This window comes from Heyndrickxia sp. FSL K6-6286 (genome assembly GCF_038630395.1).
Lineage (GTDB): Bacteria > Bacillota > Bacilli > Bacillales > Bacillaceae_C > Heyndrickxia > Heyndrickxia oleronia.
Map to the genome: position 1 here is coordinate 4,399,312 of NZ_CP152029.1, position 19,296 is coordinate 4,418,607.

Consider the following 19,296-nt stretch of genomic DNA (forward strand, 5'->3'; position numbering starts at 1 on the left):
GTAGTGATCCTCAGTCGATATTTATTACTTATAATTTACTTAAATAGCAACAATGTTTGAGAAAAGAGTCTTATTTAATCATCCCAAGTAACAGATTTTACTTCTCCAGTTATTGCATGGATTTGTATCTCTGCTTCATAATTATCGGCGGTTTCAATTTGTACAAAATAATAAGGCATGGAATCAATAGTGTCAAAATCTACATCATCCACTTCACCTTGTACTTGCTTCAAAGCTATTTTTATCGCTTCTTGCTCAGATAGCCTTTTGTTTGGGATGGTTTCTTTATCAAGCTTATTTATAAGTATTTCACCAGTTTTAGAATCTATTTGTATTGTTCTTCGTTGATCCTCTTCCATAACAATGGCTGTATATATCAATTGATGATTGATCATCGAATGGGTCAAAGACTCAATGTCTCCCTTAGAAATACTAGAAATCTTCTTTCTAACCTGTTCCTCTGTCCAGTTAGGCGTATGATCATCCTCTTTCACTATTTGCTTAGTTTGAATGAGGGATGTGATATTCCCATTGTATGCATCCATTTTTATCTTATATGTACTTGAACCCTTCTCCAAAGTTATGAAGTATCGATGATCTTCTAGTTGGATATGAGTAATTTCACCAGGATACTTTTTCATGATCCTCGCCATCGCATCTTTCTTTGATAAAATTTGGGATGCACGATATGAAGGAATCCCATAAAACATAATGACAGAAATAGTAAGTACTATGACTACTCCCACAATAAAGTACCATTTCTTAAATTTCATAATAGCACCTCATTAATTATTCCTACGATTTTATTTCTTTGCTAAAGATGGTAGTTACTGTATACATTCTTCTATCCGTATACCGTGAAAATCTGTTAGCAATTTATACAATCAGAGCCATTATTTATTTCGAGTGCAAATTCTAGTTCATTGGGAGTGCAATCGTCACTGTCGTCCCTTTCTTCTCTTCGCTTTCCAAATCAAGCGTTGCTCCTAAGACATTCGCAATTTCCTTTGCTATTGAAAGTCCTAGTCCTGTTCCACCCTGACTTCTTGTTCTTGCTTTGTCCACTCGATAAAATCGATCAAATACTTTCGTTAAATCCTCTTTAGATATCCCTACGCCTTGATCACTGATTTGAATGACACATTTCTGTTGCTTACTTCCTATATAGACTTTTATCATCTGATCACTATATTTTCTTGCATTATCTAAAATGATAAATAACAGCTGACGAAGCTTTTGTTCATCCGTATGTATTAAATATTCTCCCTCTTGAATGACTTTGATTTCCCGATGATAGGCTTTTTTAAAAGATTGTACGGAATGCTGTACAAGTTCAGCCACATTTACTTTACTCTTTTTAATATTCCATTTTTCATTATGCTTAGCTAGCAATAGAAGCTGCTCGATTAATTCCTTCATCTGTACCGCTTCAGAATGAATGGCTTCCACGGATTCACGAAATATATCGGGTTCTACTTGACCTCGTCTTTTTAATAAACTGGCATAACTTTCAATAATTGTTAAAGGTGTATTTAGTTCATGTGATGCATTGGAGACAAATTGCTCCTGCTTAACAAAATTCGCTTCAAGCAGATCAATCATGTGATTAAAGGTATCTCCCATCTCAACTAACTCATCTTTTGATTTATGATTCACTTGAATTCTTTTAAATTGTCCACTTTTACGAATTTCCGTCATTGTTTCAATCATTGAGGTAACCGGTCTGGTAATAAAACGGCTAAGGAATCTGCTAGAAAGAATAACTGGAACCATAGCAATGATTGTAATGATAATTAGCACCATTCTCAAAACATGTAAAATAGCTATTGATGGTTGAATACTTCTAACAACTTGTAGATTGACTACATGCTCATCGGTCCATATGATCGGAATGGAAATAAAAGCATACGTTTTATTATGAAATGTGATTTTTTCACTTTTTTCACCTAAATAGAAAGTTTTCTTCAGTTTACTTAATTCCTTTTCTGTTGAGGATGTGACTGGTGAGAGTGCCTTTTTATCTTGTGTCACTACCCTAACCATTCCGTCAACAGGAACATAGGCTCTTAACAATTCTTCTGTAGGGATGATGTTAAGAGATTCATTCATGCTTTCTACCATTTTCTCTGTTTCAGCTCGAATCCTTTGCATTTCACTATCAATAATCATATAACTAGATACAAAATACACAAAAAGATTCATCATAATAAGTAAAATGACAAATAAGACCGTTGTATATAAATTAATTTTATTTTGTAGTCTCATTTTGATTCCCTTAATACATATCCTACACCACGTATCGTATGGATAAGTGGAGACTTGTTAGGAAGGTCAATTTTCTTACGAACATAGCGGATATATACGTCCACCACATTTGTATCTCCATAAAAATCAAAGCCCCAAACGCCTTCTAATATTTGCTCTCTATTTAATACTTGGTGTTTATTTTTTAACAAATAAAGTAAAAGATCAAACTCTCTAGGAGTTAACTCAATAGATTCTTCTCCTCGATAGATCTCTCTGGACTTTTCATTCAATTTTAGATCATCTACTATGATCCATTCACTATTCTCCTCTTGTCCCATGTCTCTATTATGTATTCTAAGTGCCGCACGAATTCTTGCTAATAATTCTTCGATTTGAAAGGGTTTCGTTATATAATCATTAGCCCCAAGATCTAGACCTGAGACCTTATCTTCGACTGAATTTTTTGCCGTAAGTAAAAGGACAGGGGTTTGTTGATCATGCGCACGGATTCTTCGTAATAATTCAATGCCACTAATTCCGGGAAGCATTACGTCTAACAAAATTAGGTCCCATTTTTGTGAACGATATCTTTCAAATGCATCTAAGCCATCTGCTGCTTTTGTTACTTGATACCCTTCAAATTCTAATTCGATCTCTAATAAACGTAGAATTTTCTGTTCATCCTCAACAACTAAGATTGATTGATTCCCCATCCTTACTTACCTCCTAATAAAAATCCTTTCTAAATTTTATCATATTTTTTTAAATCTATAGCAATACGTTAGGTATAATTATTTCTAAAAATAAAATGACTGTCTAAATGACAGCCATTAACAATTATCTAGGATGATCGGTTGCAGTAAAGCCAAATGAGACATGATCCTGAATAGGAATCCATGCACCAATTCCTTGTGAAGTAACATTTTTAACAACAATTTTCTTTTTTGTCCCTTTAATAACCAAATACACCTCACCATATGTGACCTTGCCTTTTTCATTTATTGCAGGTGCATAACCATAAAGATACCCTAAACGTTTGGCAGGAATATTATATACTTGATCTTTTTTTGTTCCTCCACCAATGATCGTATCAAAGGAAAGTGGTAAATTTGATTTTTCCATTGCTTTTAGAAGCATCATTTTTTTTACATCTTCGGCTTTATCAACCTTTGCAGTTAAGCCACCCCTAACTACTTTTTGTGCTTCTTGAACATAATGAATTTGATAATTTCCTTTTCCCCCACGATTATCAAAATAATTAGTATTTATTTTTTGATATCGCCAGTTAGGTGCAGTTTCAATGGATTCATAATTAAGTGGCCATTCCCCAAGATAAATCGTCGCACGAAAACCAATGGAAAGCGGCGAATTATTTATGGCGGACTCATTGAGCATTCGAATCAAATTGGGATTCTCAATTTTCTCTTTCGATGTTTTTATAATTTTTTTCGTAAAATCACTAGGTTGTAAATAAGGCAAATCTTGCGTTGGATTTGGATACGTATTTTCCTTTGCAATATTTAATACCGAAGGTGGAATTTTTACTTTTACATTGACAAGATTTTTCTTATTAGCTGATGCTTGTGGTGATGCCAATAAAAGAACAAATAAAAACACTAGAAGAATTCGATGCCATTTCATATTGTTGACTCCTTTCATTACTTCTATTGGGTTTTGTTTTTATTTTTTTCCTTAATAAAATATTTATCCATCAATCAGAAGATTTCTTTTAAAATTAAATCTGAATATTTACAAATTTTAAATAATACATTATACTGTAATTAACTTTTTTAAGAGGAGGGTTGAAGGGCAGCACACAACTCATAAAGGGGGAATGGATGAGAGGTTATTCTCAAGTCTTTATTTTCTTAAATTTGTTGCTAGTTAATACTATTTAAATAAGCAATATAGCCTTTTGAACGTGCTGAATTATTTTTATGAATATAAAAAGTTAAAGCCTCTAAGCTCATGAATCATACTTAGAGGCTTTTTTATTTCATCCAATTTCATTTACTAAAGCTTTTTATTAATTCCTACTCGTTTCTATAGATCTAACATTAACTTTAAACAAATAGGAATGTGCGATTATAATAAATAGAAACCTATCCCCATAATGACATAAGCAGCTAATAATGTAGCTCCTTCAAACCAATTTGTTTCTCCATCATTAGCAAGAACAATGGTTAATAACACGGCAGTAGCCATTGCCACTAACTCTGGAAGTGTAAATACCAGTGGCATATTTTGACTGAAAAGCAGTGAGATAATTACTAATACCGGTGCTACAAACATTGCTACCTGAAGTGTTGAACCAAAGGCAATCTCAACTGCAATATCCATCTTGTTCTTATAGGCCATTAAGATGGCTGATGCATGCTCTGCAGCATTACCTACAATGGCAACGATAACAATACCAATAAATAATTCACTCCATCCAAAGCTTTCGCCAACTGCCTCGAATGTATGTACTAATTTTTCAGAAACATATGCTACTGCTAATGTAGCAAGCGCTAAAACAATGATCGCTTTCCACTTGCCCCATTCCGGTTCTTCCTCATCTTCAACTTGTTTTACTTCCGGGTCTTGATATATTCCACGATGGGTGACTAATTTAAAAAATAATGCAGCCAAATATAAAATAATTAAAGTGATAGATATCCCTACACTTAGATTCATCGTTTCTGTTTTTGATAAATTAACTGAGAAAACTTCTGGGATGACAAAAGCAACTAAGACTGCAAATATCAACAAGCCAGAATTATGTCGTGCATCATATACATTAAATTTTTGTCTCTTGTATTTTACACCGCCGATAAAAAATGCCATTCCTGCTACTAGAAGTAAATTTCCTAAAACAGAGCCTGTTAATGAAGCCAATACTACTCCTGTTAATCCTGCCTGTAGAGAAAAAATTGAAATAATTAGTTCGACTGCGTTTCCAAAAGTTGCATTTAAAAGTCCACCAATCCGTGGACCTGCAACAATAGCTAAGCTTTCTGTAGCTCGCCCCATAAAGCTTGCTAATGCAATAATAGTTACACAATATATAATGAACATAATAACGCTTGGCCAATGCATTAAGGAACCGATTACTGAAATTGGTACCCCAATAAAAACCATGATTGCAAAAATTTTATTCATCTTTCTCCTCCTTTAAATGGAGTTTTTTTTCTTTCTTCATAGCTGTTTTCGTAAAGATTGTCGCTTTTGTGAAAGCCCAACTGCCGGTTTTTACATCCAATAGAGGATTCAGCTATTCTTATGAAGTTTGGAACTCCTTTCTGAGTTCGTTAAAACTTTACTCAAAATAGCAACAATGTTAGAAAGAAGAGCTTACTTCATTTATTACCCTAAAATTTATAGCACAAAATCCCAATTTATAAAAGATTTTTTTCATTGGTCAGTATTTTAACCAAAAACAATTTATAAAACACATCAAATGAAAAACAAATATTCCCACTATTATTTTTTCCAGAATTATCTTGCTAATTCTTTCATATACCAGTACTATTTTTTAATAGAAGAAAAGAGCAAAAATTACCATTCAATAAGGAGTCAACTATGATTAGGACAGAAAAATACCGCTTTTGGATTTTAGTTAGCATTGTCGCGATATCTGGCTTTTCACAAGGAATGTTACTGCCAATTATTGCAGTTATTTTTGAAAAGGATGGAATGGCCTCCTCACTAAACGGATTGAATGCTACGGCACTTTATCTTGGTGTTCTTATTGCTTCTCCATTAATGGAAGCACCACTTAGAAAAATGGGGTACAAGCCTTTAATACTAATTGGAGGGTTTACCGTTGCATTGACATTATTTCTGTTTCCTCTTTGGAAATCTTTTTGGTTTTGGTTTGCCTTGAGACTATTAATAGGTATCGGCGATCATACCCTTCATTTTGCTACTCAAACTTGGATTACTTCGACTTCTTCGAAGGAAAAATTGGGTAGAAATATATCATTATATGGGTTGTTTTTTAGTCTAGGATTTGCCTTTGGACCTTCATTAACTAGTTTAGTAAAAATAAATGAAGCGTTACCCTTTATGCTCACATCCGCAGTAAGTTTTATTTTATGGATCACAGTTTTTACTTTACGAAACGACTTTCCTGAAAAAGATAAGGATTCAGTTTCATTTCTAGGTACGTTTAAACGTTTCGGTAAGGTATGGAAATATGCATGGGTTGCTTTGTTACCTCCCTTCGGCTACGGATTTATGGAAGCATCATTAAATGGGAGTTTTCCTGTTTTCGCATTAAGAAATGGGATCAATGTTGAATCGGTTTCTTTTATCATTCCCGCCTTTTCCATTGGAAGTATTATTACACAGCTTCCTTTAGGCATGCTTAGTGATAAATTTGGTAGAAAAAACACATTAATCGTTGTCCTAATTATTGGCCTATTATCATTTATTTCTGCAGGATTGGTTTATCAATCTGTGATTGGCTTAGTCATATGCTTCTTGATTGCTGGAATGGCAGTAGGTTCAACGTTCTCACTTGGAATTAGTTATATGGCAGATTTACTGCCAAAAACCTTATTCCCTGCAGGGAATATAATGTGTGGAATACTTTTTAGTTTAGGCAGTATGGTGGGACCTTTCTTTGCAGGGATGATCATCGAAAAAATAGAAGGAGCAAGTTTCTTTTACTTAATTAGTACGATGCTCTTTATTATTTTTCTATCGCTCTGTTCATTTCGGACATCTAAAAAGAATAACTATTCAAGTATTTCTCATTAGTTATGTCTTTTCACACCATCATGAATATGATAAGATATACAAAATTAATACTTTTCAAAAAGCAAGTCCTGCTGTCATCAAATTGATGACAGCTTTCGTCATTTTATAGGGCAAATGACTTTGATTCTATTTCTCAATTAAGGGGGTATAAATATGTCGCAAGGTCAATTAGCAACAGCTTCAACCAATGAACAAGTGAACATACAACCATCCAATCGATTTGAACAGTTTTTTCTTCATCTTGAATTAATCGCTGCCTTAGTTAGTGGACTTTTCATACTTATAGGATGGTTATTTTCAAAATGGGATAACCACACATATTCCATTACATTTTATCTTTTAGCTTTTATTATCGGTGGGTTTGCTAAAACAAAAGAGGGTATAGAAGAAACAATAAAAAACAAAGATCTAAATGTCGAAATGTTGATGGTTTTTGCTGCAATCGGTTCAGCAATAATCGGCTATTGGGCAGAAGGTGCTATGCTAATATTTATATTTGCTGTTAGTGGTGCACTTGAAACCTATACGAACAATAAAAGTCAAAAGGAGATTTCTACTTTACTGAGTATTCAACCTGAGACAGCTGTACGTATAGTAAATGGGCAGGAAACAACGATTCCTGTCTCTGAATTGAAGGTTGGTGATCAAATTTTAATTAAACCCGGTGAACGCATTCCTTCAGATGGAGTCATTATCCAAGGCAGTACAACAATTGATGAATCAACGATATCCGGTGAATCTCTACCTATTACTAAAGGAGAGGCAGAAGAAATTTTTGCTGGTACCATTAATTTAAATGGTGCTATAACAGCTCAAGTGACAAAGCCTTCAAATGAAACAGTCTTTCAAAAAATCATTGAACTCGTTCAAACTGCTCAAAGTGAAAAATCACCATCCCAGCTTTTCATTGAACGTTTTGAAGGTGCATACGTTAAAATAGTCCTTCTCGTTGTATTAATTATGATGTTTCTTCCTCATTTTTTATTGGATTGGAGTTGGAATGTCACTTTTTATCGGGCAATGATCTTATTAGTTGTTGCATCCCCCTGTGCATTAGTAGCATCCATTATGCCTGCAACTCTATCTGCTATTTCAAATGGTGCGAGGCGTGGTATTCTCTTCAAAGGTGGTGTGCATCTTGAAAGCTTAAGCCATGTTAAAGCCATTGCTTTTGATAAAACAGGTACATTAACCAAGGGAAAACCAGAAGTTACAGACATGATCGTTCAACCTAATCTAAATAAAAGTGAGTTGCTACGAACAATTGCTTCCATTGAAAATCGATCAAATCATCCACTTGCAATTGCTATCGTAAATTATTGGAAATCTAATTATCAAGATAATCTCATCCATCCTGATAAAATAGAGGATATTCCAGGAAAAGGGATAAAAGCATGGTTTCATAATAAAGAATGGTTAATTGGTAATAAGGAATTTGTTGGACAACAAGAAGCCGAACAATTTGAAAATGGTGTTTCATTAAGCTTAGAATCTTGCGGTAAAACAGTTGTCTATGTAAAAGGTTCAGAAGGAATCGTTGCGGCTATTGGTCTACAAGATATCGTCCGTCCAGAAACTAAGAAATCATTAATGGTATTACAAAATGAAGGAATTCATACCGTTATGATAACTGGTGATAGTAAAAATACTGCAAAAAATATTGCCGCTCAAGCCAATATTAATGAATACATTGCTGAGTGCATGCCAGAGACAAAAGTTGAAACAATAAAGAAAATCAAAGAACATTATGGGATTGTTGCAATGGTTGGAGATGGTGTGAATGATGCTCCTGCACTTGCAACAGCACATGTAGGAATTGCGATGGGTGAAGGTAGTGATGTTGCAATGGAAACTGCTGATGTTGTTTTAATGAAAAATGATTTATCTAGAATTGCAGAAGCCATCCGACTATCAAAAAAAATGAATCGGATTATAAAACAAAATATCATCTTTTCACTTTCTGTAATTATGTTATTAATCGCATCAAATTTTTTACAATTTTTAAACCTTCCTTTAGGTGTAATTGGTCATGAAGGCAGTACGATATTGGTGATTTTAAACAGTTTAAGATGTCTCCGTTCCATAGATTAATATCTACCTTTTGGATAATAAGAAAGTGGCCTATGAGTGGGCCACTTTTTTTATTAATGAATACATTATATTTAATGGTAACCGTTTTGACCATTAGATGAACTAGAAGTTTTCCCTTTAGGTTTCTGCTTACTATTTTGCTTCGTCTTTTTACCCATTCTTACTCCTCCTCTCGCAAGATGAGATTTACTTTCATTCTTAGTTTGTTTCATTACTCAAAAACCTTTCATGTAATGTTTTTACAATAGATTTGTGAATTGGTAGTCAACAATCCTTATCAACTGCTGTCAAAAGGGCATTAATTTCTCCACCAATAATTAAGATAATTCCACTAATGTAAAACCAAAGCATGAGAATGATAATTCCCCCTAAACTTCCGTATGTCGTTGAGTAGTGTCCAAAATTACTGACATAATAGGAAAAGCCTAGGGAGACAATTGCCCATCCAATCGATGCAATGATGGCTCCTGGAAAAACAGTTAAGCATTTAATTTTCTTATTCGGAGCAAAGTAATAAATTCCAACGAATACAATGAATAAAATCAATGGACTAATGATCCATCGAATTGCGGTCCAGACACGAGAGAATTGTTCTGAAATACCGAAAAATGCAAATAAATAATAACCTACATACTTCCCAAAGACCGGTAATACTAGAGCGATTAAAAAAACAAATATCATAGCCAAGGTTAAAAGAACAGACATTGCTCTTGCCACAATAAATGAGCGCGTCTCTTTCACTTCATAAGCACGATTTAATGCCTTTACAATCGCATTCATTCCTTTTGATGCTGACCATAATGTTGCTATTATCCCGACAGAGAGTAAGCTTGTACTCCTATGATTTAGAATATCGTATAGGTTTGACTCAATCATGTTTAATGTTTGCTCTGGAGCAAAGTTCCTTATTACATTTAAAATATCGTTTGTATTAATTGGCAAATATGGGAGAAGTGTGACTATAAAAAGAAGCAGTGGAAATAATGACAATAAAAAAAAGTATGCTAATTGTGCAGCTAAACCTGTAATATCGTTGTACATCGTATGTTTGATTAAGGAGATGATAAAATTTTTATCTCTAATAATCTTTGATTTCCCCATTCTCTCACCTCATTAAACGTGCAGGGTCTCTTTTAGGATCAACCATTGGTAACCTATTCAAGGTTAACCACTCTTCTTTATATATTCCCCCTAGCTTTTTGAATAAAACCTGTTATATAATTGACACCTCATTTGTTTCATGGAAAGATAGAAATAAACTGAATTATGAGAGGATGTTAGTGGTGGATCTTTCAATTAAGTCTAATGAAAATATACAATTTATGATTACAGAAATAACTTCCAAATTAAAAATGGTAAATGTTGATGCAATAAAGCCTTCCAATTACACTGAAGAGATATATGAGGATTTAAAAGAAATTTATGAAATGGTTATGAAAAAAAACACATTTAGTCCAAATGAAATGCAAGCAATAGTAGAAGAATTAGGTAATTTAAGAAATCAATAAAAATAATGGTTGTGAAATATGGGAGAAAGACCCTTCATTTCACAACCATTATTTTTTTATTGCAGAGCACTTAAATCGATTTTCCACAACTGGTCATCATGTTTCGAAGGTGATCCTCTTCCATCTAAATTATTTGAAATAAAATATACATTTTCACCATCGATCAACACATCCCTTAATCTTCCATAATCCTCTGCAATGGTAGTTACCCTACTAGTATCAAGGTTCAATTCCCTTATTGCTTCTCCTCGGAGGGTGGCAATATATATTTTCCCATTTTTATAATCAATACCAGATGGAGCCCATGTTATGTTACCAGTTTGAAAAAATGGGGATTCTAGACCTTCTCTGGTTTCATCCCCTTCAATGATAGGCCATCCATAATTATGTCCGGCAATGATGTGGTTAACTTCATCATGTGCACTTTGCCCATGCTCGGTACCATACATATCACCTTTCTCATTCCATGTTAATCCTTGAACGTTTCGATGACCAAATGAGAAAACATAACTATCTCTAAATGGATTATCCTTTGGAATACTACCATCCAACTCCATGCGGATGATCTTTCCTGACAAGGAGTTTAATTTCTGTGCATTTTCTGGTACAGCAGCATCCCCTATTGTTACATATAGTTTCTGATCAGACCCTATTTTTACTCGTCCACCATTATGAATGGCTGAACCAGGTATTTCCTCTAACAGAACTTTTACTTCGTTCCACGAATCTTTATTTTTTTGAATAACGATCACACGATTTAATATCTTATCATTTTCATAATAGGTATGGTAAGCATAGGCTTGTTGTGACTCAGAAAAATTAGGTGTTAATTCAATCCCTAGCAAGCCCGATTCTCCCTCTTGATGGATAGGTTGATTAGTTTTTACTATTAAACGTTCCATTTTACGATTGGTTTCATTAAATGACACAATTGTTCCTTTGCGCTCACTAATGTAGAAGGTGTTTTTCATCTTTGTTATTGACCAAGGAACTTCTAGGTTTTTGATCATTGATACTGCATTGTCCCTAGTCATTGTTTTTTTTGCTTCCTTTATATTGCTATCCTGAGCTGAACAGGCTGCTAACAATAGACTAACAATGATTAACAAAAAAAAACGTAGCAAGACAACCCCTCCAAAGTAATTAATAATAATTACTTCTTTATATGGAGAGAGATATCCTTTATTAAAAATCTTAAGTTGTTAATTAGATTTTTGCCATTAGAAAAAGCTCCCTAATTGGAGCTTATTCCTGATCAGTTATTATGATAATTCCATCCTTTGTCACTGCAACTGTATGCTCATATTGTGCAGATAGAGAGCCATCACGAGTACGTGCAGTCCATCCGTTATTATCCATTTTAGTTTCAAATGTACCTATATTCACCATAGGCTCAATAGTGAATACCATGCCTTCCTTAATTCTTACACCTTTACCTGGTAAACCGAAATGTGGAACCTCAGGTTTTTCGTGAATGGTTGGTCCGATCCCATGACCAATGAAGTTTCTTACAACAGAAAATCCCTGTGCCTCTACATATGTTTGGATTGCGTGGCCAATATCACCTATTCGGTTTCCAATTTTCACTTGTTCAATCCCTTTATAAAGTGCCTCTTTTGTTACATCCAATAATTCTTTTGTTTTTTTATTAATTTTTCCAACAGGATAACTCCAAGCTGAATCTGCTAGTGCACCATTTAAATTAACCACCATATCGATGGTAACGATATCTCCTTCTTGAAGTGGTTCCTTTCTTGGAAATCCATGACAAATTTCATCGTTTATACTAGCACATGTAGCAAATTCATATCCTTTATATCCTTTTTGTTCTGGAGTTGCCCCATGTTTTTTAAGAAACTGATCAACAAACTCTTCAATTTCCCAAGTTGTTACTCCGGGTTTAATCCTTTTTGCAATTTCTTTATGTGCTTTTGCCAGTAATTCCCCTGCCTTTTTCATCATATCTATTTCACGTTGGGATTTATACGTAATCATTTGCCTCTTCCTTTCAATAAAACTATCTATATATATGAAAATATTGTATGATAATCAACATGTCTTTATCATATCGCTAAATGGATATAATGGCAAAAAAATTAAAATTCCATCTTTATTACACATGTTTTAATAGGAATAATCATTATATACATTTTTCTACAATATTTTTTGACATTAGAATAATATTACTAAATAAAATAATATAATTTAGAAGTATAAAAACAATCTATTTCCCAAGAAATAAAAGGGATTGTATCGTTATCTATTCAATTAGTTATTGTCGAATTCACTTATACTCATTTCCACAAAAATCGCGTTATATCGCTAAGAATCCGTAAAAGGATGCAATTGGAGAGCTACATATTATTCCTATGTTATCTAAAAAAGTTGTCCCAAAATACTTTGGGACAACTTTTTTAATTTGAATCTGATGGCAATACCCTTGGTTGAATAAGTACTTCAACCCGTCTATTTTTTGCTTTGCCTTCAGATGTATCATTTGATGCAATTGGTTTGTATTCTCCAAAACCTTTTACACTAAAGTTACGAGGGTTCAACTGATTATTTTCTAATATAATCTTCATAAAATTTAACGCCCGCATAACACTTAACTCGAAATTCGAGCTGAAATTCGAATTATGAATAGGTACATTATCTGTATGACCACTAATAATAATATTTCTTGGTGGATCCATTACAAGTAAATCAGAAAGTTCACGCGCAGTTTTCAAATTATTTTCACTAATATCTGCCTTACCCGATTCAAAAAGCACATTATCTCGAATGGTTAATAATAAACCTTCGGTTGTAAGAGAAGTTGCAAACTTTCCGTTCAAATGATTGGTCTGAATGTATGCATTTACTTTCTCCTGTACTTGCACAAGCTCTTCGTGATCCTCTAGTTTTAGCTTTTGTAAATGGTCTTTCAATTCTTGTTCTTTATCTTTTTCTTCAGTGCTCTCACTTTTATTTTCTTTTTCTTTATTTTGATCTGCTTTTATTTTACCTGAGTAGTATTCATCTGCCGGCTGGGGCTTTGAATACTCCATTACCCCCTCACCGCTCGCAAAAATCCCATTAAATACTTTTGAGAGCTGTTGAAACTTTTGAGCGTTAACCGTACTAGATGCAAATAATACAATAAATAAGGCTAATAATAAGGTTAATAAATCGGCGTAAGGGAGCAACCAGGATTCATCGACATGTTCGTCTTCGTGACCTTTTTTTCTACGCTTACTCATTTGTTTCACTACTTTCTTCTAAAAACTTTTTACGTTCTCCAGAAGGTAGATAGGAAGCTAACTTTTGCTCAATTACTCTTGGAGCCTCACCTGCTAAAATAGATAGTACTCCTTCAAGCATAATTTCTTTCATCTTTACTTCTTGTTTAGATTTTCGCTTAAGTTTATTCGCAAAAGGATGCCAAAGGACATATCCACTAAATATCCCTAGCATTGTAGCAACGAAAGCCGCGGATATTGCATGTCCCAATTTTTCAGTATCACCCATATTACCTAATGCTGCTATGAGTCCCAAAACGGCTCCAAGAACACCTAGTGAAGGAGCATATGTACCTGCTTGGGAAAAGATTGCAGCCCCAGCTTGATGTCTACTTTCCATAGCTTCAATTTCTTCACTTAACACATCTCGAATATAATCAGCACTTTGTCCATCAACCGCTAGACTTAGTCCATTTTTAAGAAAAGGATCGTCTACTTCTGTTAATTTTGCCTCTAAAGCAAGTAATCCTTCTTTTCTAGCTACCTGTGCCCATTCAGAAAAAAGACCAATGATTTCTTTCTCACTAATTTGCTTTTTTTCCTTAAAAAGTACGCCAAATAATTTAGGAACTCTTTTAATTTCACTAGTCGGAAAAGCGATAGCAACTGCTGCAACAGTACCGACAATAATGATTAAAAATGCTGCAGGATTTGCTAGCGCAGATATTGGAACACCCTTTAATACCATCCCAACTCCGACGGCAATAATCCCTAAAATAACTCCAAAAATCGATGTTTTGTCCATTTGCTTCACCCTAATTAATAAAAGTCGTTTTCTTGTCCTTTATATCGACAAAAAAGATGATTCTTTTAGAGAATTAGAACAAAACTTCGACAAAGTATACTTAATACAGACTAATTACCTATTTTAAAAATTTTCTTTCAATTTTTTGTTCATAGTTTTTAAAAACAGAGGAATTAGTTTTTACTCGCTTCTTTGAAAGTAGTTGATTATATCTTAACATGCTTTCATTTAGTTGATTTTTTAATTCATCCTGATTAAGTTCACTTTTTCCCTTTCTAATTAAATCCTCAATCGTCATAAGTTCTTTTTTAATTGATGCTTCTTCAGGGGAGAATCCTGCATTTCTCATCAAGCGATAAGCCATTCTCAGATCCTCAGGAATATTAGCTAATTCATCATCTGGTAAGGGCTTTCCAAAGCCAGGAAGGTTTTCGAATTCACCATTCTTCTGTGCTTCACGAATTCGGTCTTCAACAAGTTTCATAAAATCCATACTACCACCCCATTTTTATGATCTTACTTAGATTATATCGAAGTTTTCTTAAAAAGTTCATGATGATAGTTGAGTAAAATTGACAATATTCCGACTACTGGTAACCCATTTTTTCAGTTTGATCTTTAAGTCACTATTTCTCCTTATTTGTAAGATGGATGATCTTCTGTGATAATATCCAGTTTCTTTGGAAAAACTGATTATGAAGTTAGGTATTGCTTGAAAAGGAGTGAGATTGTGGCAAGAGGAAATCAATTCAATCATAAGAAAAAAGGGCATCCTGGGAATTTTCCTAAAAATAGTATAACGGAAAAGCAAACAAAAGAAGCAATTGGTGATGAGGAATTTATTGTTACTCAAGAGGCTTTTAAAAATAGAATTGAGGAAGAGGAAGTTGAATAAAACCAAATGAGGATGATCAATGATCATCCTCGTTTGTATTAAGCCATAAGGGCATTTCCTGTATAGCCTCTATTATGCAGTAACTTCACTTTTTTCTTCAGCCGTTAAATCCATCGCAGGTCCAAAGAATTCATAACGAATATTCTCTTTTTTTACACCTAGATCAGTTAATATTTGAACCGTGTTTTTCAAAAATGGGACTGGTCCACAAATATAAGTAATTGTTTCTTTAGTAACTAAATTTTGTAGAAATACCTTTGAAAGATAGCCCTCAAAATGATGATTTCCATCTGAATTTAAAGGTTTTTCATAACCATAATAAGCGTGACCATTTTCTAGTTTATCAGTAAGATCCCTTACTGTTTCCTTAAATGCATGAAACTCTTCATTTCTTGCTGCATGTACAAAGTACACTTCACGTTTTGATTCATTATTGGCTAATGTTTCAAGCATACTCATCATTGGAGTTAAGCCAACACCTCCTGAAATCAGTGCAACAGGTGCAGTTTCTTCCATATTTAATGTAAAATTACCTGATGGAGCACTAATTTCAATCGTATCTCCAACCTGCACATGATCATGAAGGTAGTTTGAAACTTTACCATTTGGTTCGAAATCCTTTTCTTTTTTTACAGATATACGATAATAATCATGACCAGGTGCACAAGATAAACTATATTGGCGATTTAACAAATATTCTTCACCTGGAATATTTACTCTAACTGTTAAATATTGCCCAGGCACAAATGTTGTCACACCCGAACCATCAGCTGGTTTTAAATAGAAAGATGTAATTACATTACTTTCTTGTTCTTTTTTTACAACTGTGAAGTCTTTGAAATCCATCCATCCATTTTCTTGATTTGCTGCGGCATTGTACATTCCTTTTTCAACATCAATAAATGCTTGAGCAATCACTCCATATGCTTCACCCCATGCACCAATAATTTCATCAGTTGCAGCATCACCAAGAACTTCTTTGATTGCTTTTAATAAAAATTCACCTACAATAGGATAATGTTCCGGTTTAATTCCTAAACCCCGATGCTTATGAGCAATTTGGGTTACTGTTGGTACAATTACTTCTAGCTGGTCAATATATTTAGCTGCAGCATAAACTGTATTCGCTAGTGCAGTTTGCTGTCTACCTTGCTTTTGATTTACATGATTAAAAATATTTAATAATTCAGGATGTGCTTCGAACATCATTTTATAAAAACATGTAGTAATTTTTTTACCTTCTGTTTCTAATATTGGTGCAGTTGATTTAATAATATCAATTGTTTTTTGTGATAACATTTCGATTCGCTCCTCTTTTTTAAAGAAGTATTTTAAATACATGTTTAAAATACACCCACCAAAACATAAAAGCAATATTTGAAATACATCTTTAGAAAAGCTGTCACAATTTAGACAGGCATTGTCCAAAAACGTATAATAAGAATGACGATTGTAAAGGGTGAGATTAATGAGATTAACCAATTATACTGATTATTCACTTAGAGTTTTAATATACTTAGCTTCGCAAGAGCCAGCGAAGTTATCTAACATAAAGGAAATTGCTGAAGCCTATGGCATTTCCAAAAATCATCTCATGAAAGTGACCCATGAACTCGGAAAAATGGGTGTAATCGATACTGTGCGCGGGAGAAATGGTGGCATTCGCCTTGCTCTCCCTCCTGAAGAAATTAATATCGGAGCAATAATCCGAAAAACTGAGGACGATTTCCAAATCGTAGAATGCTTTAATGGTGAAGGGGGAGCATGCATCCTTTCCCCTGTGTGTGGTTTAAAGCATTTACTAAAAAATGCATTATCTGCCTATTTAGATGTTCTAGATCAATATACATTAGCGGATATTGTTCATAATCCGTTAAAATACCGTTCTATTTTAAATTCTGCGATTAATCAATCATCAACCTAAAGATTATTGTCGTTTGAAAAGCTTTTTCACTTAAACCTAAATAAAGCTCAATACCTTATTTAGATGCTAGTAATGAAAATCTTTTCAGACGACTATTTTCAAGATTTTCCTAGTAAATATTCCTTGAGAACAATTGCCTGATTAAACTCTTCGTCTTTTGCTGAATAAAGTAGTGTAATCGTTCCTTCCTTATGCATTTGAACTAATAAACTTAATTCCTCTTGAAATGCAGAATCCTCTAACTCTCTCCTATACCTTTTCGAAAATTCATTAAATTTCTGAGGATCATGGGCAAACCATTTCCGCAATTCATTGCTTGGAGCGATTTGTTTCATCCATTCGTCAATGTCTGCCTCTTTTTTTGACTTTCCCCGAGGCCATAATCGGTCTATTAGAATTCGTTTTCCATCTTCTGGGCTTGTTGGCTCATATATTCTTTTTATGTTAATCATCTTTTCCTCCTGAAAGTTCCTGCTATTATTAAAAGTTTTGAATACTGTCCCACTATTGTCAAGCCATCCTATATTATTGATACTATTGCTTTCTGTTATTTGATTGTTAAAATAGAAATAAAGATTCTGAAAAAGAGGAGATTACATTATGAGTACATTTCAGGAAAAACTTGAAAAATATGCTGAATTAGTTGTTAAGGTTGGAGTTAATATTCAAAAAGGACAAACTCTTGCTGTAAATGCATCCATCGATGCTGTAGAATTTGTTCGACTTGTTACTAAAAAGGCGTATGAAGCAGGAGCAAAAAATGTCATAGTCAATTGGGGAGATGATGTGGTATCCCGTTTGAAATATGATTTAGCACCTGACGAAGCATTTAATGAATACCCCATACATCGAGCAAATGAAATGATCGAACTAGCTGAAAATGGCGCCGCTTTTATGTCCATTGTCTCTTCTAGTCCAGATTTAATGAAGGGTGTAAAAACCGAACGTATCTCTAACTACCAAAAGGTTGCTGGACAAGCACTTGAAAAATATCGTCAGTATATTCAATCTGATAAAGTAAGCTGGACGGTGGTTGGGGTTCCTTCCGAAGCATGGGCAACAAAGGTCTTTCCTGATGATACACCTGAATTAGCAGTAGAAAAATTATGGGATGCTATTTTCAAAGCAACAAGAGCAGATCTTGAGGACCCGATTCAAGCATGGAAGGATCATGACGCCATCTTGCATGAGAAAGTTCATTATTTAAATGAAAAAAAATATAAAAAATTACACTATATAGCTCCAGGAACTGATCTAACAGTTGAATTGCCTAATGGACATTTATGGGTTGGCGCTGGCAGCAAGAATGAGCAAAACATTGAATTTATGGCAAATATGCCAACGGAGGAAGTATTTACTGTTCCACATAAGGATGGTGTAAATGGTCATATTTCTAGTACAAAGCCATTAAGCTATGGAGGAAACATTATTGATGAATTTACCATTTATTTTAAAAATGGCCGGATAATTGACTTCAAGGCAAAAGAAGGTGAGGAAATCTTAAAACATCTAGTGGAAACAGATGAAGGCTCACATTATCTTGGAGAGGTCGCCCTTGTCCCTCATCAATCGCCAATTTCTCAATCCAATATTCTTTTCCTCAATACCTTATTTGATGAAAATGCTTCTAACCACTTTGCAATCGGTAGTGCTTATGCATTTTGTATTGAAGGCGGAAAGAAAATGTCACGTGAAGAATTATTAAAAAACGGATTAAATCAAAGTATTACTCATGTTGACTTTATGGTTGGGTCAGCTGAGATGAATATTGATGGAATTAAAGAAGATGGTACAACTGAACCTATCTTCCGTAACGGAAGTTGGGCGTTCTAAATACCGTTCAAAACAGCAACTTCTAAAAAAAG

At 34.0% G+C, this 19,296-nt stretch carries 20 protein-coding genes; 6 read left to right on the forward strand and 14 right to left on the reverse strand.

The window, feature by feature from the left end; all coding sequences use genetic code 11:
* Positions 1-74 precede the first annotated feature (74 nt).
* The 5 genes from MHI39_RS22250 to cax all read right to left on the reverse strand — a co-directional run bounded on the left by MHI39_RS22250 (position 75) and on the right by cax (position 5,388).
* Positions 75-773: a PepSY domain-containing protein gene (locus MHI39_RS22250; protein WP_071975598.1), complete on the reverse strand. Its 699-nt coding sequence runs from the start codon at positions 771-773 to the stop codon at positions 75-77.
* 142 nt (positions 774-915) lie between these two features.
* Positions 916-2,265, reverse strand: coding sequence for a HAMP domain-containing sensor histidine kinase (locus tag MHI39_RS22255; protein ID WP_071975599.1), 1,350 nt, complete (start codon positions 2,263-2,265; stop codon positions 916-918).
* The gene (locus MHI39_RS22260; RefSeq protein WP_342540262.1) at positions 2,262-2,960 is read right to left on the reverse strand and encodes a response regulator transcription factor; all 699 of its coding nucleotides are present in this window, start codon (positions 2,958-2,960) and stop codon (positions 2,262-2,264) included. The genes MHI39_RS22255 and MHI39_RS22260 overlap by 4 nt, the downstream gene beginning before the upstream one ends.
* Before the next feature lie 124 nt (positions 2,961-3,084).
* Positions 3,085-3,888: a YfkD family protein gene (locus tag MHI39_RS22265; RefSeq protein ID WP_342540263.1), complete on the reverse strand. Its 804-nt coding sequence runs from the start codon at positions 3,886-3,888 to the stop codon at positions 3,085-3,087.
* 444 nt (positions 3,889-4,332) lie between these two features.
* Entirely contained in the window at positions 4,333-5,388 is a 1,056-nt protein-coding gene (cax, locus tag MHI39_RS22270; protein WP_058006813.1) for a calcium/proton exchanger, read from the reverse strand.
* A 420-nt stretch (positions 5,389-5,808) separates the two neighbouring features.
* On the opposite strand from cax, the gene MHI39_RS22275 reads away from it, so the two are divergent.
* Both MHI39_RS22275 and MHI39_RS22280 read left to right on the forward strand, forming a co-directional pair.
* Positions 5,809-6,990 carry an MFS transporter gene (locus MHI39_RS22275; RefSeq protein ID WP_071975601.1) on the forward strand — a complete coding sequence of 394 codons (1,182 nt, stop codon included), beginning with the start codon at positions 5,809-5,811 and terminating at the stop codon, positions 6,988-6,990.
* Between the two features lie 153 nt (positions 6,991-7,143).
* The gene (locus MHI39_RS22280) at positions 7,144-9,081 is read left to right on the forward strand and encodes a heavy metal translocating P-type ATPase (RefSeq protein ID WP_083498520.1); all 1,938 of its coding nucleotides are present in this window, start codon (positions 7,144-7,146) and stop codon (positions 9,079-9,081) included.
* Between the two features lie 71 nt (positions 9,082-9,152).
* Here MHI39_RS22280 and MHI39_RS22285 read toward each other — a convergent pair whose 3' ends face one another.
* Both MHI39_RS22285 and MHI39_RS22290 read right to left on the reverse strand, forming a co-directional pair.
* Entirely contained in the window at positions 9,153-9,293 is a 141-nt protein-coding gene (locus tag MHI39_RS22285) for a hypothetical protein (RefSeq protein WP_158022189.1), read from the reverse strand.
* A 52-nt stretch (positions 9,294-9,345) separates the two neighbouring features.
* Positions 9,346-10,182, reverse strand: coding sequence for a YihY/virulence factor BrkB family protein (locus tag MHI39_RS22290; RefSeq protein WP_058003006.1), 837 nt, complete (start codon positions 10,180-10,182; stop codon positions 9,346-9,348).
* Positions 10,183-10,364: 182 nt separating this feature from the next.
* On the opposite strand from MHI39_RS22290, the gene MHI39_RS22295 reads away from it, so the two are divergent.
* Positions 10,365-10,589, forward strand: a complete 225-nt coding sequence (locus tag MHI39_RS22295) for a DUF1128 domain-containing protein (RefSeq protein ID WP_058003240.1) — start codon at positions 10,365-10,367, stop codon at positions 10,587-10,589.
* Positions 10,590-10,645: 56 nt separating this feature from the next.
* Here the strand turns inward: MHI39_RS22295 and MHI39_RS22300 are convergent, their stop codons facing one another.
* From MHI39_RS22300 to MHI39_RS22320, 5 genes are all read right to left on the reverse strand, one after another.
* Positions 10,646-11,713: a PQQ-dependent sugar dehydrogenase gene (locus MHI39_RS22300; protein ID WP_342540264.1), complete on the reverse strand. Its 1,068-nt coding sequence runs from the start codon at positions 11,711-11,713 to the stop codon at positions 10,646-10,648.
* 121 nt (positions 11,714-11,834) lie between these two features.
* Positions 11,835-12,584, reverse strand: coding sequence for a type I methionyl aminopeptidase (gene map, locus MHI39_RS22305; protein WP_058003008.1), 750 nt, complete (start codon positions 12,582-12,584; stop codon positions 11,835-11,837).
* Between the two features lie 419 nt (positions 12,585-13,003).
* Complete coding sequence (gene motB / locus MHI39_RS22310; protein ID WP_058003009.1) at positions 13,004-13,828, reverse strand: flagellar motor protein MotB; 825 nt, start codon at positions 13,826-13,828, stop codon at positions 13,004-13,006.
* Positions 13,821-14,612, reverse strand: coding sequence for a flagellar motor stator protein MotA (gene motA / locus MHI39_RS22315; RefSeq protein WP_058003010.1), 792 nt, complete (start codon positions 14,610-14,612; stop codon positions 13,821-13,823). Before motA ends, motB begins: the two co-directional genes overlap by 8 nt.
* Positions 14,613-14,730: 118 nt before the next feature.
* The gene (locus MHI39_RS22320) at positions 14,731-15,105 is read right to left on the reverse strand and encodes a DUF1992 domain-containing protein (RefSeq protein ID WP_058003011.1); all 375 of its coding nucleotides are present in this window, start codon (positions 15,103-15,105) and stop codon (positions 14,731-14,733) included.
* 237 nt (positions 15,106-15,342) lie between these two features.
* Between MHI39_RS22320 and MHI39_RS22325 the strand changes: the two genes are divergently transcribed.
* Complete coding sequence (locus MHI39_RS22325) at positions 15,343-15,507, forward strand: hypothetical protein (protein ID WP_169792978.1); 165 nt, start codon at positions 15,343-15,345, stop codon at positions 15,505-15,507.
* Between the two features lie 72 nt (positions 15,508-15,579).
* On the opposite strand, the gene hmpA is transcribed toward MHI39_RS22325, so the two are convergent.
* Positions 15,580-16,806: an NO-inducible flavohemoprotein gene (gene hmpA / locus MHI39_RS22330; protein ID WP_180211478.1), complete on the reverse strand. Its 1,227-nt coding sequence runs from the start codon at positions 16,804-16,806 to the stop codon at positions 15,580-15,582.
* A 169-nt stretch (positions 16,807-16,975) separates the two neighbouring features.
* Between hmpA and MHI39_RS22335 the strand changes: the two genes are divergently transcribed.
* Entirely contained in the window at positions 16,976-17,431 is a 456-nt protein-coding gene (locus MHI39_RS22335) for an Rrf2 family transcriptional regulator (RefSeq protein WP_078110219.1), read from the forward strand.
* A gap of 98 nt (positions 17,432-17,529) precedes the next feature.
* Here the strand turns inward: MHI39_RS22335 and MHI39_RS22340 are convergent, their stop codons facing one another.
* Positions 17,530-17,883 (reverse strand): DUF488 domain-containing protein, encoded by a 354-nt coding sequence (locus MHI39_RS22340; RefSeq protein ID WP_180211477.1) that lies wholly within the window; start codon positions 17,881-17,883, stop codon positions 17,530-17,532.
* A 148-nt stretch (positions 17,884-18,031) separates the two neighbouring features.
* Between MHI39_RS22340 and MHI39_RS22345 the strand changes: the two genes are divergently transcribed.
* Positions 18,032-19,264 carry an aminopeptidase gene (locus tag MHI39_RS22345; RefSeq protein ID WP_058003014.1) on the forward strand — a complete coding sequence of 411 codons (1,233 nt, stop codon included), beginning with the start codon at positions 18,032-18,034 and terminating at the stop codon, positions 19,262-19,264.
* Positions 19,265-19,296: the final 32 nt, after the last annotated feature.

Bases quoted from the DNA above. Each gene is read 5' to 3' on its own strand.
- MHI39_RS22340 (WP_180211477.1), bottom strand. From the start codon at position 17,883: ATGATTAACATAAAAAGAATATATGAGCCAACAAGCCCAGAAGATGGA.
- MHI39_RS22260 (WP_342540262.1), bottom strand. From the start codon at position 2,960: ATGGGGAATCAATCAATCTTAGTTGTTGAGGATGAACAGAAAATTCTA.
- motA (WP_058003010.1), bottom strand. From the start codon at position 14,612: ATGGACAAAACATCGATTTTTGGAGTTATTTTAGGGATTATTGCCGTC.
- MHI39_RS22275 (WP_071975601.1), top strand. From the start codon at position 5,809: ATGATTAGGACAGAAAAATACCGCTTTTGGATTTTAGTTAGCATTGTC.
- map (WP_058003008.1), bottom strand. From the start codon at position 12,584: ATGATTACGTATAAATCCCAACGTGAAATAGATATGATGAAAAAGGCA.
- MHI39_RS22265 (WP_342540263.1), bottom strand. From the start codon at position 3,888: ATGAAATGGCATCGAATTCTTCTAGTGTTTTTATTTGTTCTTTTATTG.
- MHI39_RS22290 (WP_058003006.1), bottom strand. From the start codon at position 10,182: ATGGGGAAATCAAAGATTATTAGAGATAAAAATTTTATCATCTCCTTA.
- MHI39_RS22320 (WP_058003011.1), bottom strand. From the start codon at position 15,105: ATGGATTTTATGAAACTTGTTGAAGACCGAATTCGTGAAGCACAGAAG.
- MHI39_RS22285 (WP_158022189.1), bottom strand. From the start codon at position 9,293: ATGAAACAAACTAAGAATGAAAGTAAATCTCATCTTGCGAGAGGAGGA.
- cax (WP_058006813.1), bottom strand. From the start codon at position 5,388: ATGAATAAAATTTTTGCAATCATGGTTTTTATTGGGGTACCAATTTCA.
- motB (WP_058003009.1), bottom strand. From the start codon at position 13,828: ATGAGTAAGCGTAGAAAAAAAGGTCACGAAGACGAACATGTCGATGAA.
- MHI39_RS22345 (WP_058003014.1), top strand. From the start codon at position 18,032: ATGAGTACATTTCAGGAAAAACTTGAAAAATATGCTGAATTAGTTGTT.
- MHI39_RS22280 (WP_083498520.1), top strand. From the start codon at position 7,144: ATGTCGCAAGGTCAATTAGCAACAGCTTCAACCAATGAACAAGTGAAC.
- MHI39_RS22255 (WP_071975599.1), bottom strand. From the start codon at position 2,265: ATGAGACTACAAAATAAAATTAATTTATATACAACGGTCTTATTTGTC.
- hmpA (WP_180211478.1), bottom strand. From the start codon at position 16,806: ATGTTATCACAAAAAACAATTGATATTATTAAATCAACTGCACCAATA.
- MHI39_RS22335 (WP_078110219.1), top strand. From the start codon at position 16,976: ATGAGATTAACCAATTATACTGATTATTCACTTAGAGTTTTAATATAC.
- MHI39_RS22250 (WP_071975598.1), bottom strand. From the start codon at position 773: ATGAAATTTAAGAAATGGTACTTTATTGTGGGAGTAGTCATAGTACTT.